15 protein-coding genes are annotated in these 16,202 nt (G+C 45.7%); 3 read left to right on the top strand and 12 right to left on the bottom strand.

Going from position 1 to position 16,202, the window contains the following annotated elements; translation table 11 throughout:
• Together tamB and tamA are read right to left on the bottom strand one after the other, a co-directional pair.
• Positions 1-3,780 (bottom strand): autotransporter assembly complex protein TamB, encoded by a 3,780-nt coding sequence (tamB, locus tag PSI22_RS04535; protein ID WP_273578763.1) that lies wholly within the window; start codon positions 3,778-3,780, stop codon positions 1-3.
• Entirely contained in the window at positions 3,777-5,519 is a 1,743-nt protein-coding gene (tamA, locus tag PSI22_RS04540; protein WP_273578764.1) for an autotransporter assembly complex protein TamA, read from the bottom strand. Before tamA ends, tamB begins: the two co-directional genes overlap by 4 nt.
• Before the next feature lie 136 nt (positions 5,520-5,655).
• On the opposite strand from tamA, the gene msrA reads away from it, so the two are divergent.
• Positions 5,656-6,303, top strand: a complete 648-nt coding sequence (gene msrA, locus PSI22_RS04545) for a peptide-methionine (S)-S-oxide reductase MsrA (RefSeq protein WP_038205945.1) — start codon at positions 5,656-5,658, stop codon at positions 6,301-6,303.
• A gap of 155 nt (positions 6,304-6,458) precedes the next feature.
• Positions 6,459-7,790 (top strand): polyamine export protein PaeA, encoded by a 1,332-nt coding sequence (gene paeA, locus PSI22_RS04550; RefSeq protein ID WP_273578765.1) that lies wholly within the window; start codon positions 6,459-6,461, stop codon positions 7,788-7,790.
• 106 nt (positions 7,791-7,896) lie between these two features.
• On the opposite strand, the gene PSI22_RS04555 is transcribed toward paeA, so the two are convergent.
• Entirely contained in the window at positions 7,897-8,103 is a 207-nt protein-coding gene (locus tag PSI22_RS04555; RefSeq protein ID WP_038191631.1) for a DUF1107 domain-containing protein, read from the bottom strand.
• Positions 8,104-8,429: 326 nt separating this feature from the next.
• Between PSI22_RS04555 and PSI22_RS04560 the strand changes: the two genes are divergently transcribed.
• Positions 8,430-8,987 carry a YtfJ family protein gene (locus tag PSI22_RS04560; protein ID WP_273578766.1) on the top strand — a complete coding sequence of 186 codons (558 nt, stop codon included), beginning with the start codon at positions 8,430-8,432 and terminating at the stop codon, positions 8,985-8,987.
• A gap of 94 nt (positions 8,988-9,081) precedes the next feature.
• On the opposite strand, the gene cysQ is transcribed toward PSI22_RS04560, so the two are convergent.
• The 9 genes from cysQ to nsrR form a co-directional block, all read right to left on the bottom strand.
• Positions 9,082-9,822 (bottom strand): 3'(2'),5'-bisphosphate nucleotidase CysQ, encoded by a 741-nt coding sequence (gene cysQ / locus PSI22_RS04565; RefSeq protein ID WP_038218754.1) that lies wholly within the window; start codon positions 9,820-9,822, stop codon positions 9,082-9,084.
• Between the two features lie 143 nt (positions 9,823-9,965).
• Positions 9,966-10,586, bottom strand: coding sequence for a BamJ family beta-barrel-assembly machinery protein (gene bamJ, locus PSI22_RS04570; protein WP_273578767.1), 621 nt, complete (start codon positions 10,584-10,586; stop codon positions 9,966-9,968).
• A 165-nt stretch (positions 10,587-10,751) separates the two neighbouring features.
• Positions 10,752-11,204 (bottom strand): 50S ribosomal protein L9, encoded by a 453-nt coding sequence (gene rplI, locus PSI22_RS04575; protein ID WP_012986942.1) that lies wholly within the window; start codon positions 11,202-11,204, stop codon positions 10,752-10,754.
• 38 nt (positions 11,205-11,242) lie between these two features.
• Positions 11,243-11,470, bottom strand: a complete 228-nt coding sequence (gene rpsR, locus PSI22_RS04580) for a 30S ribosomal protein S18 (protein WP_012986941.1) — start codon at positions 11,468-11,470, stop codon at positions 11,243-11,245.
• Positions 11,471-11,474: 4 nt separating this feature from the next.
• Entirely contained in the window at positions 11,475-11,792 is a 318-nt protein-coding gene (gene priB, locus PSI22_RS04585) for a primosomal replication protein N (protein WP_071824359.1), read from the bottom strand.
• 5 nt (positions 11,793-11,797) lie between these two features.
• Positions 11,798-12,196 (bottom strand): 30S ribosomal protein S6, encoded by a 399-nt coding sequence (gene rpsF / locus PSI22_RS04590; protein WP_012986939.1) that lies wholly within the window; start codon positions 12,194-12,196, stop codon positions 11,798-11,800.
• 205 nt (positions 12,197-12,401) lie between these two features.
• A complete protein-coding gene (rlmB, locus tag PSI22_RS04595; RefSeq protein WP_038191623.1) occupies positions 12,402-13,139 on the bottom strand; it encodes a 23S rRNA (guanosine(2251)-2'-O)-methyltransferase RlmB in 738 nt (245 codons plus the stop codon).
• A gap of 86 nt (positions 13,140-13,225) precedes the next feature.
• Positions 13,226-15,664, bottom strand: coding sequence for a ribonuclease R (gene rnr, locus PSI22_RS04600; RefSeq protein WP_273578808.1), 2,439 nt, complete (start codon positions 15,662-15,664; stop codon positions 13,226-13,228).
• A gap of 55 nt (positions 15,665-15,719) precedes the next feature.
• Positions 15,720-16,139, bottom strand: coding sequence for a nitric oxide-sensing transcriptional repressor NsrR (nsrR, locus tag PSI22_RS04605; protein WP_038184587.1), 420 nt, complete (start codon positions 16,137-16,139; stop codon positions 15,720-15,722).
• Positions 16,140-16,202 lie beyond the last annotated feature (63 nt).

Raw genomic sequence — 16,202 nt, forward strand, 5'->3', positions numbered from 1 at the left:
TTAAAACTCAAACTCATAGAGCAGATCTAAAGCCTGATCAATACCAGATACCGCATCGAGATACAATCTTGGCATTACACGATAGCGTAATGTCAAGGTCGCCAGAGAATCAAAAATACCAACACCGTATTTCACCTGCAAGTTGTTGGTTATCTTGCCACTGACGACAACCTGAGATTTGTCACCCACACCCTGAGTATCTAAAGCTAAATCAGAAACACCAAAAGTTTCACCAATCTTGCCAACCAATTGACCACTTTGGGAAACGCCCAAACCAATCAGCATGGAAGTCATTTGGTTATTGTCAGAACCACTCTTCTCCAAACCTTCACCACGCAGAAGATAAGACAGTGCTTCCTGCTGTGATTTTGCTGGCTCAGAGAAAATTTCAACTTTGGGTTTATCCGCCAATCCCGTAACTTTCACACCAGCGACAACCTTATTCGCCGTCGAGTCGGGATTGCGGATTGCTTCAATGTTCAACATTGGCTGTTCCGGCGGGCCGGAAAATATGATTGTGCCCTTGCGTACCAGCAAATCCTGCCCGTAGGCATGGAAACGACCATCTGGAATATCAATCTGGCCATTCAGCCCCAGCCCCTGTTTATCCTGAATGACTTTCAAGGCCCCCTTAAGTTGAGCTTTCAGACCAAATGCATTCAAACGGACATCATCACCAATGCGAATATTTAAGTTACTTTTAACCAGAATGGACGATTTTTTCTTCTCTATCGGCTGGAGATTTTTATCCAGCATGACTTCGTCAGAAGAAATCCCCACAGCAGACTCTGGTAGTTCCTGCACCGTAATGCGTGCCCACGGAATATCCACATTCCCATCAAGTTGCAGTAGATCAGGCGTGGCTTCAAGTACCAGATTAGGGCTAACATCAATTTTCACCATTGGCGGCACTGTCACACGCAATTTTTCACCATTCGCGGCAATCTTGGCATACCATGCGTTCAAATTACGCCAGTCAGCATTGCCGTTAAGGTTTAGCTGCCCTTTAGGCGTTTTGATAACGCCCTCCAAGCCAGAGCGGACACCATCAAAATAGATAGCTAGCTGGCCTTGGGTGACATCAAAAGGCAGCCAATGACTGACGATTTGGAGATCATCCGTCTTAAGCTGACCAAACAACAGCGGGTTTTTTACATTACCACCGAGACGGAGGTTAGCGTTCAAACCCCCTTCTGCTTTCTCGTCTTTACCCAAGATCGGTTTAATCAGCTTCAAAGAAAGAGCTTGAATATCCATATTCCCAGACAGCTTGCGGCGGCCTTCCAGATCAGCCACCTGAACATTGCCATTTAATTGCCCATTGCCTGCCAGCTTAAATAGCCATGCCACATTTGCCTTACCATTTGTCAGACCTGCGTTCACTGTCAACGTTTCAAAATCAACAGGTAATGTAGTACCCTCAACCATTTGGTGAATCTGAATCCCATTTCCTTGCAAGACGACTTTAGCTTGTGGCAAAACCTGCCCCGCAGTCCATTTGACATTGGCATTCCCACTGAACACGCCTTTAAGTTGGGTCGCTTTATCGAGGAATGGCTGAATCATGGCCAAATCAAAACGCTCAAACGCCACTTCAGCATGACCGCTGGCTCCCGCCTCAATCGGTTTGGGGACACAAATCTGTGCATTCGGGTTAAGCCAGCAATGTGTTCCTACTGTCACTTTCTGCTGTAGATTCAGGTAATCAATAGCAATCGCCTTACTTAAGCGCCACTCACCGACAGGAGTATCAAAGTAGGTATTGTTGATAGTCCCTTGCCAACGCTCCTGCCCGCGGTCAAAGCGGCCATTGAGTGCCAATTGACCTGATACGGGGTTACCCTCAATTTTCAAATGTAAATCATGCTGCTTTTCCGTGCCTTTAGCATTTAGCATCAAGTTATTGATGATTAAATCCGCCTGTTTCAATTGATGAACAGCAACTGAGAGCTGTCCTTCAATCTGTTCAGCCGAGCGCACATCTCCCTTAATCGTGGCGCTATCCACTTTCAGCTCATTCTGCCACCGCACATTACGTGCATTTAAATCTGCCACTATTTGTGGCGCTTTCATGTTACCGCGCAGTTTCACATTACCGATAACCACACCAGCCAATCCCGGCAGTAATCCATTTAACTGTGGTGCATTAATTTCACCGTCCAACTTCCACTTTTCATCTGTAAGCTGCCCTTGAACATTCAGCCTATTGCGGCCAAAAGTGAGGTCAAACTGCGGAATATTCCACTGTCCCGCCGCATTACCTGACGCCTTGCCATGCGCCTTGACGGTATTTTTTTTCACATCACCGTCAAGAGCAATTTCAGGGATCTGGAGTTGCCAACTGCCACCATACAAACTACCGCGCACAGCCATTTTGCCATTCATTTTGGCTGGCCACTCTGGCCACTGTTTGGCGGTATTGATGCCATCCAGAATCAGGTTCGCATTCCAGCTAATCGCTTTGCTCCAGTCAACAACACCAGTGATCTCCGCCTTTCCCTGCAAGGCAGACAGACGTAGACGGATTAGCCTGAGCAGTTCTTCATTACCCTTAGCATCCAGCATCAGTAATGCAGGAGGAATATCACGACCTTTAATATCTGAACGGAGGGAGAGATCGTAGCCACTGGCTTTGCCATTCAGTCGAAGCTTAACACCATCAAGTCGATATTCCGGTTCACCCGTCAATGGCCACTGAAGGTGTTTGCTTTCCAATGTCAGGCGTACAGGCAAACCCACCTTCGCCAACTCAGTCTGAGCACTCAGATTGGCAACAACAGGCCCTGAAAGATGCAATGCCAGATTAAGCTGCTGCAACAGAGCACCATTCAAGGTTAAATCAACCTTTTGCCCTTTTAGTTCATTCAGATTTGTATTGCCCTTAATCGCCAGTTTGACTGGCCACTGTTCAGATAGTCCTGCCGTGCCCTGTAGCGAAAGTGAGCCTTCCGGTGCACTTACACTGAAGGTTTTCACATCAACCTGCTGCCCCTGATTACTGGCTTGCAGCCGTAGATCATTAATCGTGATACCTGTATCACCTGTCAGGCGAAGCTGACTGCCATGAATGTTTTCTGCCGTAATATCGAGAGGAATAGGAACATTGGGCAATTCAGCTAAGAAAGGTTTGGCAAATAGCGCCTTCAAGGTTTCACCCAATGATTTTTCAGGTTCAGGCTTTTGTTTGCCCTTTTGCGCTGTATTTTCCACTGTACCGCTTTGTTCAGGCGGCGTTTTAGGCAAAGCAACCAACAGATTGCTGATTTCCGTTGGTTTCAATGTCAGCTGTTTTTCCCGCCACTGCGCTCCTGTTTTAAATTCATCCAACGCAATCACTATATCGTCAACCTTGACGTGGATATTCTTCAAAGAAAGCAAATCCAGTGAAATAGGATACGGTGTTTTCAATTCAGTCAATGGTTCTGATGCAGGTGACTCTTCTGATGGGGGAAGCTCAGCCGTATTCACCGAAACTGCCACACCTTCTGTGGTCAACGCATTGACACACAAATGACTGTGTTTCAGGCAGGATAAGCGTAACGAAAAGTGTAAATTGTCAGCACTGACATTTACTCCCGGCATCTGATATTTAACACCTTTTAAGGTTAAATCGCGCCAGCCCCCGCTGACATTGGCGATATCCAGTCCGGGAACCCAACGTGCTGCGCTGTTAATCATAAAATGCAGGCCGGTTTGTGTGCCAACCAATCCCACAACGGTTATCAGCAACAGGCCAACAAGCAGCAGAAAAGCCATACTGAGCCTTTTGACCCACCTCATAGTTCAGCCCCTAAACCGATGTAAAACTCAATACCATGATTGCTTGCGTCTCCTACTGGCGTCGCAAGATCAAATTTAATTGGTCCGACGGGTGAAGCCCAACGCACACCAACCCCTGCGCCGGTTTTAAAATCACTTTTTCTAATATCATCCACCGCTTCACCCACATCTACAAACAACGCACTCCACCAATTCCCATAGATATTGTATTGATACTCCAATGAACCAACGGCTAGCTTTGATGCCCCAATCAGTTTACCTTTACTATTTTTCGGTGAAATTTTCTGGTATTTATAGCCACGAATGCTGCGATCGCCCCCTGCGAAGAAGCGTAAATCCGGTGGAACCTTGTTGAATTCATTGGTTTCAATCCAGCCTAGATCCCCCCGTAACACAAAGCGGTGCTTATCCTTATAAGTCCTGATCCAGACGTGATGAGCCTGTAACACCAAGAAATCCACATTCGAATCCCAGGTTTTGTCGGAAAAATCTATCGAATAACGCTGGCTATCTCCCCAATAAGGCATGGTGCCACCACGCTGGCGAATTCGGCTGACATTCGCTCCCGGATAGAGCAGCATCGTCGTATTTGTCACATTGGCCTGCGTAAAGTGACTAAGACTCCAGCGTAAATTGACACCATATTGCCATCCGGTGGAGAGATCCCAATTGCGGGAAAGGTTCAATGTTGCAGTATCAGAAATGGTATCGTTAATATCTTTACGTTTATAACCTGTCTGCAACTCATAATATTGTTCAAGCGGATTAGATTTGAGTGGCATTTTGTAGGATGCATCAATAACTTGTTCAGGTGCCGACAGGTTAATATTGGTACTCAGGCTATGCCCACGAGAGTTAAGCCATGGCTTTTTCCATTTTGCTTTAACGCGGGGGCCGACATCCGTTGCATAACCCCCCCCTAGTTCAACATAATTGGCAGAGCTGGGAACCAAGGAAGCATCCAGTGGCAATAACTTATCCTGGCTCATGTGGCCTACCTTAAAATCAGGCACGACAACCACAGAATTGAACCATCCCGTATTCGCCAGACGACTGTTGAACTCCGCAAGTTGATCCGAGGTGTAATACTCACCTTGTTTAAACGGCAAAAGATTGTTCAGGTAATTTTCACGAATTTGCGAGCCGTGGTATCTCACGGGGCCAAAGCGGTAACGATCTCCGCTGTCGAAATCGAAGTTCCAATAGGATTTATGCTGTTCCCGTGATACTTCTAATTCACTTTTTTTCATCACAGCATCAAAGTAACCCTTTCTAACTGCCAGACTATTCAATGCGCCCTTGAAATGTTCGTATTCACCATGATTAAGGATCGCCCCTTCCTTTGGCATATTTTTTTTGATGAGTGCCGCATAATCTTTATCGGTTTTTGCACTACCTTCCAAATCAACATTGACTTCGGCTACCTGTACTGGTTCACCCGGTGTCACATTCGCTATTAAAACAGGGCGGGAAGGGGGTGTTTTCTCCTGATAAGTGAATTCAACAGTGGGATCGTAATATCCCAATGGCCTTAACCCTTGCTGTATGGCTTTCTCGACACGGGCCCGGAAGCGTCCATCGGGAGCGACTTCATCAGTACTTATGTTTGAGAGCTGTACTCTGGCATTTTTTTCCAGTTCGCCAGAAAGTCCTTCCACTTTCAATCGTAAATTTGCACTATAGGCCGATGGAGTTGCGACAGACACGCAAAGCACAAATATGAAGGGGTATCGTGACACGCAAACTCCTAATATTTATCTATCTGGGGATAAAATCCAACGATATAAAAATGCTGCAATAAATTAATTCTGGTAAAGTTTGAAAGATATACAAGCAACTAATAACCATAAAATTTATGAATAACGGGAGAGAATCTTGCCAAATTCAGCCAACGAAAGCCAACATGTTTCCACACAGGATGCATTACTGGGTAGGGCAATCCCATTAACTGTATCACCCTACCACGTCGTCACACAGCATTCGATAAACGACATTCCTGAAAACATGGAGATAGCTTATATAGGAATGGGGTGTTTCTGGGGAGTTGAACGCCTGTTCTGGCAACAGGAAGGTATTTACACGACCTCTGTGGGTTACAGTGGCGGTACTACGCCAAATCCAACTTATGAAGAAGTCTGCACAGGATTAACCGGACATGCCGAAGTGGTCAGGATCGTATTTGATCCAACCAAAATCACTTATGGGCAGTTATTGACGCTTTTCTGGGAAAATCACGATCCCGCCCAAGGTATGCGTCAGCATGGTGATGTCGGTACACAATATCGCTCTGCCATTTACACTATTTCATCTCAGCAATACGAGCAGGCACTCGCTACCCGCGAACAATTCCAGCAAGCGATGGATGAAAATGGCGACCAGCGCACAATCACCACGGAGATCCGCGCAGCGGAGCCATTCTATTTTGCGGAAGATTATCACCAGCAGTATCTCTTCAAAAATCCTGAAGGGTATTGTGGACTCGGTGGTATTGGGGTATGCCTCCTTCCTACGCACAAAAACTAGCCGATTTAGTTAGCTCAGTGTTATAATCATTGGGCTAAATTTATATATCTTACGGTAAAATGCCGTAAGATTTTATTTGTATAATTTTTCATCTCCCCTCCGGTGTTATTCAAATAAAAACTACCCTACCGCTGGAGATAAAACACGGGTACCTTATGTTAAATAGTTTATTAATAATACTTTTGCTATGTGCAATCAGCGCATTTTTTTCGCTATCTGAAATTTCTCTGGCCGCCTCAAGAAGGATCAAATTAAAACTCATGGCCGATGAAGGGAACCTCAATGCTGCCCATGTGCTTAAGTTACAAGAAACGCCAGGCATGTTCTTTACTATTGTTCAAATTGGTCTGAATGCAGTAGCGATCCTTGCGGGCGTCGTGGGAGAATCCGCATTTTCACCCGCCCTGAAAACACTATTCTCAAACTTTATGCGTCAGGAATGGGCCGATCAACTTGGTTTTATCTGTTCTTTCATTATCGTCACCAGTCTCTTTATTCTGCTTGCTGATTTGATCCCTAAACGCATTGGCATGATTAAGCCCGAAGCCGTTGCAGTGAGAATTGTCAATCCAATGCGTTTTTGTCTGGCAACTTTTCGCCCGTTGGTATGGCTGTTCAATGGCCTTGCTGACTGTTTCTTCAAAATCTTTAAAATCCCTATGGCACGTAATGAAGACATCACTTCCGATGATATTTATGCCGTTGTTGCAGCCGGAGCGTTAGCGGGTGTATTACGTAAACAGGAGCATGAGCTGATTGAAAATGTTTTCGAACTGGAATCCCGTACCGTGCCTTCTGCCATGACTTCCCGTGAAAGCGTCATTTATTTTGACAAGAATGAAGACGAAAACAGTATCAAGGAAAAGATCTCCACCCATCCGCATTCAAAATTTCTCGTTTGTGATGGCGGTATTGACCATGTTACTGGCTATGTGGATTCCAAAGACTTACTCAACCGTGTTCTGAACGGGCAAAGCCTCAGCTTGAAAGATGGCGTCCAAACCCGTAATGCCCTGATGATCCCTGATACGCTCTCACTCTCTGATACGCTGGAAAGTTTCAAAGCGGCTGGTGAAGATTTTGCGATCATCCTCAACGAGTACGCATTGGTGATGGGAGTCATTACCTTGAATGACGTAATGACCACCTTAATGGGCGATTTAGTTGATCAGGGGCAGGAAGAGCAGATTGTTGTCCGTGATGAAAATTCATGGCTTGTTGAAGGTGGCACACCGATCGAAGATGTGTTGCGAGTACTGGATATCGATGATTTCCCTGACTCCAGCAATTATGAAACCATAGCAGGATTTATGATGTTTCGCCTGCGGAAAATTCCAAAGCGTACAGATTTTGTGAAATTCAGCGGCTACAAGTTTGAAGTGGTGGATATCGATAATTACAAAATCGACCAATTGCTGGTGACGAAAATTGTGGACACGCCAGCCCAATCCAACCTATCTCCCAGCGGTCAAGCACAAACCCAGTAAAAAATCCGATCAAAAACGGCCGCGAGGCCGTTAATTATACTCATCATACGCTATGTGCTATCAACTCTGACACATACCGTTCGGTGAGTCAGTCGTTACAGAAAAACTACCCTATTTCAGCCTGTAGGCGCAACACTTGCTGATTAATTTCACTCATTACATGCAAGTGACGTTTATCTTTTATCTTGGGTGGTAAGATCTTCCCGTAGTTAAATTCAAAAGCGCCCATGTCCTTAATATACAAACGCCCACGAAATAGAGTTTTTACGTAAAGAGCAACTTTCAGTGGGTTATAATGGTGAAAGATTTTCATTTATTTTTTTCTCCTCCCATTCTGCTTACGGTACTGTTTCTACTGCATTACACCATCAGTGAATCAAAAGACACATCACTGCTGTGTAAGATGTATAGACTATGCATATAGAAATTTGTTCCCTGATTTTAAAGATTCAATCACTAATTTTACGTAACGTAATGAAACTATAGAGCATTATGTTGCTTTAACATGGGATTACCTTATATTTTGTTTCAAATGTTATCAATTTGTTTATTTTTATGAGGACAGACCAGTTAACAAGCGCTATGCTGAATGTGACGTTCCCTGATAACATGCTTCACCATGCTAACTAAGGAATAAATATGATAAAAAACATTGTGTTATCTGCAATGCTGAGTTTAACTTCAGTATTTGCATTCGCCCATAACATCACAGTGGGACAGTCAGTCCCTTCGGTCAGCGTGACAGATAAAGGCGAGTTACTACTCATCAATGACAAGTTCAGCTACCAAAATTGGAACAGCACAGAACTTCCTGGAAAAGTAAGAACCATCCAGCATATTGCTGGCCGTAGTTCTGCAAAAGAGATGAATGATCCTCTCATTCAAGCGTTGAAACAAGCCGACCTTCCAAAGGAAAAATATCAAACAACCAGCATCGTAAATACTGATGATGCTATTTTTGGTACCAGCGTCTTCGTTCGTAATAGTCTCGAAGACAGTAAAAAAGAGTTTCCGTGGTCACAGTTTATTGTCGATAGCGAAGGTTTAGCCAAGAAAGCCTGGGGTCTGGAACCCAAAAGTTCGGCAATCATCGTGTTGGATAAAAACGGTAACGTGAAATTTGTTAAAGATGGTAAATTGAGCAACGAAGATATCACCCATGTCCTCAATCTGATCAAAGAAGAATTGAACAACTAACCTGTAGTTTCATTAACACTTCAGTAATCACAATTTAGTCATAATGGTTCCAAAACAGGAACCATTATCACCTTAATAATTAAGAAACTAATAATTAAAAAATAGTGACTCTGAATCCCGGATTCAGAAAAGATTCACGCGGCGCGTAATTTAGCTTCTTACCTTCCCAATCCGTGACATGTGCACCTGCGGCAATCGCAACAGCGTGGCCTGCGGCGGTATCCCAAATATTAGTTGGCCCAAAGCGCGGGTAAAGTTGAGCTTTTCCTTCTGCAACCATACAAAATTTAAGTGAAGATCCGACCGAAAGTGTCTGATGAGTTCCTAATTGAGTAAGATAATCCTTCAATTCCTCGTCCATGTGAGAACGGCTGATCACCACAGTCGGCAGCATTGCAGCAGCAACCTTAATAGGAATTGTCTGCCCATTGGTTTCCTTCCAAGCCTGATGTCCCTGCCCTGCGTACAAAACATTCAGCACAGGAACATAAACGACGCCCATCACCGGGACACCATCCTCAATCAGTGCAATATTGACGGTAAATTCGCCGTTTCGCTGGATAAACTCTTTCGTACCATCCAACGGATCAACCAACCAGTAACGCTGCCAGTTTTTGCGCTCCTCCCATACAGGAGGATCTTCTTCTGACAGCAACGGGATATCCGGTGCAATACGCATCAATCCCGCTTTAATAATCTTGTGGGCGGCAATATCCGCAGCAGTAACAGGTGAATCATCCATTTTATGCTCTACTTTCAACGGCTGCTCATCCTGATAAACCGCCATAATTGCAGCTCCAGCTTCCCGCGCCAATTGGCAGATCTGTTGTAGCATCATACACCTCTGCATTAATTGTTCAGCTATAACTTTAGATTACATTTTTAGCGTATTTTGTACTGGAATAGCGAATACTTTATCTCAAAAAACGCGCAAAAAAATAGCCGGATAACCGACTATTTCATTGATGAAAGATAAAATTACAGGATTTCCAGTAATTCTACTTCAAAGATCAGTGCGCTGTAAGGAGGAATTGACGCGCCTGCGCCACGCTCACCATAAGCCAGATTATGAGGGATATAGAGTTCCCACTTGGAACCAACAGGCATCAGGGTCAGCGCTTCAATCCAACCAGGGATAACGCCACTCACTGGGAATTCTGCTGGTGTGCCACGCTGCACGGAGCTATCAAACACAGAGCCATCAATCAGGCGACCAGTATAATGCACACGAACACGGTCACTACGAGCAGGTATCGCACCATCACCTTGTGTCAGAACGGAGAACTGTAAGCCAGACTCTGTACTGCTAACGCCTTCACGCTCTGCATTTTCTGCCAGAAACTTTTTGCCTTCTTCTGCCATCGTCTGCTGACTTTCACGACGAACACTGTCAGCACGTTCGTGAATTTCGCGCAGCGCACGATGCAGTTCTTCTACAGGAATAGCCGGAGAACGATTTTCCAGAGCATCACACAGGCCTGCCAGCAATGCTTCTGGTTCCAATCCCTGTAAACCAGATTCCTGCAATTGTTGCCCAACCTGTAAACCAATACCGTAACTCGCCCGCGCTTCAATAGACTCAAAAGAAGGTGTTGTCATGAAAATACCTGTTATTAAATGAATGAAGACTCAAGCATAACAGCCCTGCCAGGATGGGTAAACGCGCGAAAGGTTTTAATCGAGATAGGTAATAAAAAAATACAAACAAAAAACGCTGGCAATGCCAGCGTTTTTTGTCACATGTTCGCTTTAGCTAATCAGAGATTAAGCTTCAGGAACGATGTTAACGTTCAACTGTGCGAATACATCGCTGTGTACCTGGAAGTGAACTTCGTGCTCACCAGTGGTACGCAGAACGCCGTTAGACAGGCGAACTTCGCTCTTAGATACCGCAACGCCAGCAGCAGAAACTGCGTCAGCGATGTCACGAGTACCAATAGAACCGAACAGTTTACCTTCGTCACCCGCTTTAGAAGCGATGGTGACAGAGCCCAGTGCGTTAATTTGCGCTGCACGAGCTTCTGCTGCTGTCAGAACGTCAGCCAATTTGGCTTCCAGTTCAACACGGCGAGCTTCGAAGAATTCGATGTTTTTCTTAGTCGCAGGAACAGCTTTGCCCTGTGGAACTAAGAAGTTACGGGCATAACCCGCTTTAACGTTAACTTGATCACCCAGGCTACCCAGGTTCGCTACTTTATCAAGCAGAATAACTTGCATTACCTTATCCTCTCAAAGTCGTTAATGGACTGAGCCTATTACTGATGACGATCAGTGTAAGGCAACAAAGACAGGTAGCGCGCACGCTTGATAGCACGAGCGAGCTGACGCTGGTATTTTGCACGAGTGCCGGTAATGCGGCTTGGTACAATTTTACCGCTTTCGGTAATGTAGTTTTTCAGCGTAACGATGTCTTTATAATCAATCTCTTGAACGCCTTCCGCTGTAAAACGGCAGAATTTGCGACGACGGAAATAACGTGCCATTTGGCTAGTCTCCAGAATCTATCAATTCAATCTGCTCGGCATGAAGAACCAGTTTACTAAGACCATTGCGCCCTTGATGGCTATTAATGAATCCTGAAACGGTTATTCGGCTACCGACCGTTATACTGTGAGTGAACTCTTGTAATAACTGTCCGCTGGCAATAACGGGCATTTTGCACCATGATTGCCTGCTACATCCGGCTTCCTGCTGTTGTGAACGATGTTCGAGCACAAACTGGCAATGAGGAATACCGGATGGGCTGACTTTTCGTATCGGCACTTTGCACACTGTGCCAGAAAGCACCAAACGATTAGCTGCCACAGGAATTACTCTTCAGAGTCCCCAGCTTCATCAGCATCATCAGCCATGTCTTCTTCTAAGACCAGGTCACGGCTACGACGTTCGTCTTTAGCTTTAACCATTGGTGATGGTTCAGTTACTGCGTGCTTAACGCGCATAACCATGCTGCGGATAACGGCATCGTTGAAGCGGAAGTTAGTTTCCAGCTCATCAATCGCTTCCTGTGGCGCTTCAACGTTCAGCAGAACGTAGTGAGCCTTGTGCAGTTTGTTGATTGGGTAAGCCAGTTGACGGCGGCCCCAGTCTTCCAGACGGTGAATCTGACCTTGCGCGTTAGTGATAGTCGCACTGTAACGCTCGATCATGCCCGGAACCTGTTCGCTTTGGTCAGGATGGACCATAAAAACGATTTCGTAATGACGCATTAGCATTGCTCCTTACGGATTATTAGCCTCCTGTCAGGGTCAGCCGTGGCCCATGGAGGCAAGGAACGTGTTGAATACGGCTGAAAAATCGACGCGTAACTATACCTGCACAATAAAAAAAACTCAAGGTACGGGTAAAAGAAAAAACGCGTTTATTCTTATTTCCAATGATGCCCCAATGAAATGCATCATGCAGGACAATAAATTACTGGGCGCTTCTCTGACGCATAATTTCAAACAAGCAAACCCCAGTCGCAACCGACACGTTCAGAGAAGAAACAGAACCCGCCATTGGGATACTGATCAATTCATCACAATGTTCGCGTGTCAGGCGGCGCATTCCTTCCCCTTCTGCACCCATCACCAAGGCCATCGGGCCAGTAAGCTTGCTCTGATACAGCGAATGGGTAGCTTCACCCGCAGTTCCCACAATCCAGATATTGCTTTCTTGCAGCAAACGCAAGGTACGGGCAAGATTGGTCACCCGAATGAGCGGTACGTTTTCTGCTGCACCACAGGCGACTTTTTTGGCGGTTGCATTCAGTTGTGCGGAGCGGTCACGAGGAATAATGACTGCATCAACGCCAGCGGCATCCGCAGTACGCAGACAAGCCCCAAGATTATGGGGATCAGTAACGCCATCCAGTACCAGCAAAAAAGGACGATCCAACTGCGATAGAAAATCCGGTAAATCGCTTTCCTGATACTGGCGCCCGGGTTTAACTTTGGCAATGATCCCCTGGTGTACCGCGCTTTCTGTCTGAGTATCCAGCCATTGACGATTGGCCAGTTGAACCGCAATACCAATATCTTCCAATTCCCGTAACAATGGGGTTAAGCGACGATCTTCACGTCCCTTCAATACATAAACTTCCATGAATCGCTGTGGATCGCGATCCAGCAAGGCTTTAACGGCATGAATACCGTAGATAATTTCACTCATGACTGGTTGATACCTAACTCACTGATATCTTAAATGATACCTGAAAAATGGAGGGCAGCAGAAGCCGCCCTGATTATCTGTGTTTGTCAGCTATTTTCCTGCGTTTTTTTCACGCGTTTCGCTTTCAATTTTGCAGTAATCTTTTTGGTTTTGTCTGACGTTTTCTTCTTGCTCGCTTTAGGCTTTTCCGCTTTTTTCTTTTTACGGGAGGCGTTGTCTGGCTCAAAATTGGCTGATTTTTTATCATCGCGCCCTTTCTTGCTACTGTTACGCTCTGGTGTGCCTCTTTTCGCCTTATCTCGCGCAGTCTTACCTTGATTACGCGCCTTTCGGGTCGAAGAAAGCAAGGCGAAATCAATATTGCGTTCATCCATGTGAACCGCTTCGACACGGATTTCTACTTCATCACCAAGCCTATAAGTCTGGCCAGAAGATTCACCAATCAGACGCTGGCCGACATTATCATATCTGTAGTAATCATTATCCAGTGTTGAAACATGCACCAAGCCGTCAATAAACAGCTCATTCAACCTGACAAAGAAACCGAAACCCGTCACACTAGTAATCAAGCCGGTGAAAACATTGCCCACTTGATCCTGCATAAAATCGCATTTCAGCCAGTCTGCCACGTCTCTTGTTGCTTCATCCGCACGGCGCTCAGTCATAGAGCAATGGTCGCCCAATTGCAGCATGTGATCCATATCGTTATGCCAGCCACCGGTTGGTGTCCAGTGCTGTTCAACGGCACCATTCTCTTGCTCTTGCGCCAATAAATATTTGATCGCTCGGTGTAATGCCAAGTCTGGATAACGGCGGATTGGCGACGTAAAGTGCGCATAAGAACTCAGAGCCAGGCCAAAGTGGCCACGGTTTTCCGGATCATAAATCGCCTGTTTCATGGAACGCAGCAACATGGTTTGCAGTAATTCATGATCCGGCCGTTCAGCCACATCCTTCATCAATTGAGCGTAGTCTTTCGGTTCAGGTTTCATTCCACCCAATAAGCTCAAACCCAGTTCGTTGAAGACTGAACGCAGATTTAAAATACTTTCCTCTCTGGGCCGATCATGGACACGGTATAATGCTGGCTCATTATTTTTCTCAACAAAGCGTGCCGCCGCAATATTGGCCAGAATCATGCATTCTTCGATCAATTTATGGGCATCGTTGCGCGTAACGGGTTCAATACGCTCAATGCGACGTTCTGCGTTAAAGATAAATTTCGCTTCTTCAGATTCAAACGAAATGGCTCCACGCTGCTCCCGCGCTTGCTCCAGTGCCTGATAAAGCTCATGCAGATACTCAATATTCGTCACCAACGGCTGGTAATGTTCACGCAGCTCTTGATCGCCCTGCAATATTTTCCATACCTTGGTGTAAGTCAAACGGGCATGAGAGTTCATCACAGCTTCATAGAACTTATAGGAAGACAGCTTGCCTTGGGCGGAAATGGTCATTTCACACACCATGCACAAGCGATCGACTTCCGGGTTCAGAGAACACAGTCCATTCGACAGAATTTCCGGCAACATCGGTACGACTTGAGATGGGAAATAGACTGAGTTACCACGGCTACGCGCTTCTGTATCCAGAGGTGTTTGCGGACGAACATAATAGCTGACATCCGCAATCGCTACCCATAAACGCCAACCGCCGCCACGTTTTCTTTCACAATAAACTGCATCATCAAAGTCACGGGCGTCTTCACCATCAATCGTAACCAGTGGCAGTTCACGCAGGTCAACACGGCCTTTTTTCGCCGATTCCGGTACATTTTCATCGAGATCGACCACCTGTTTTTCTACCATTGGTGGCCAGCTATGTGGAATTTCATGGGTACGAAGCGCAATTTCAACCGCCATGTTCGTTCCCATCGTTTCACCGAGCACTTCAACGATCTTGCCGATAGCTTTAATTCGGCGGGCCGGACGACTCGTCAATTCAACGACGACGACATTGCCCATTCTTGCACCGCAAATTTCTTCTTTTGGGATCAAGATATCGAAACTTAGCCGACTGTCATCAGGGACAACGAATCCCATACCTGCATCGACAAAATATCGCCCGACAATCTGACTGTTCTTTGGCTCCAATACTCGAACGATACGCACTTCAACGCGACCTTTGCGGTCTGGTTTCAAAGGCTGTGCCAATATGACATCGCCATGAATTGCCATTTTCATTTGTTCTGCTGGCAGATAAAAATCTTCTTTGTGGCCTTCCGCACGCAGGAAACCGTAACCATCACGGTGTCCAATCACCGTACCTTTCAACAAATCCAGTCTTTCCGGCAACGCATAACATTGACGACGAGTGAAAATCAACTGTCCATCACGCTCCATTGCCCGCAGGCGACGTCGAAACGCTTCCTGTGCATCTGCACTGGTTAACTGAAGTTCTTTTGCTAATTCCTGACGGCTTACCGGAGTGGTGTGTTTAGAAAGGATATCCAAGATGTATTCACGGCTTGGGATAGGAGATTCGTATTTTTCAGCTTCTCGTTCCTGAAAAGGATCTTTTGACATCGTAATTCCTCTGTTGTCATCAGCAAGCTGTTGTTCCCCGTGCTTCATTCTCGCTTCACTTAGCCAGAAGCAACTGATAAAGGGGACGATTGTCTTTGACCATATCGGCCAAAGTATGTTTATCCAACTCTTGCAAAAAATTTTCTACCGCTTGATTCAACACTAATTTTAAGCGACATGCAGGCGTGATATAGCAAGCACTACAGTTAACCAATGAAAGCGGCTCCAGTGAACGGACTACATCGCCAATTTTGATCTCGCTGGCAGGCTTACCCAGACTAATGCCGCCATTTTTTCCCCTGACAGCATTAACTAGACCTAAATTACTGAGCTGGTTAATTATCTTCACCATATGATTACGTGAAACACCATAAACTTCAGTCACTTCGGTAATGCTAGTCATCTGACCTTCAGGCAGAGAAGCCATATAAATCAGGGCGCGCAAGCCATAATCGGTAAAACTGGTTAACTGCACACTCACCTCTGGGCGACTGGATATAACAGCGGTTATTTAGAACCAAGAAATAAAATATATGTT

Source organism: Xenorhabdus aichiensis (assembly GCF_028598775.1).
GTDB classification, from domain to species: Bacteria; Pseudomonadota; Gammaproteobacteria; order Enterobacterales; family Enterobacteriaceae; genus Xenorhabdus; species Xenorhabdus bovienii.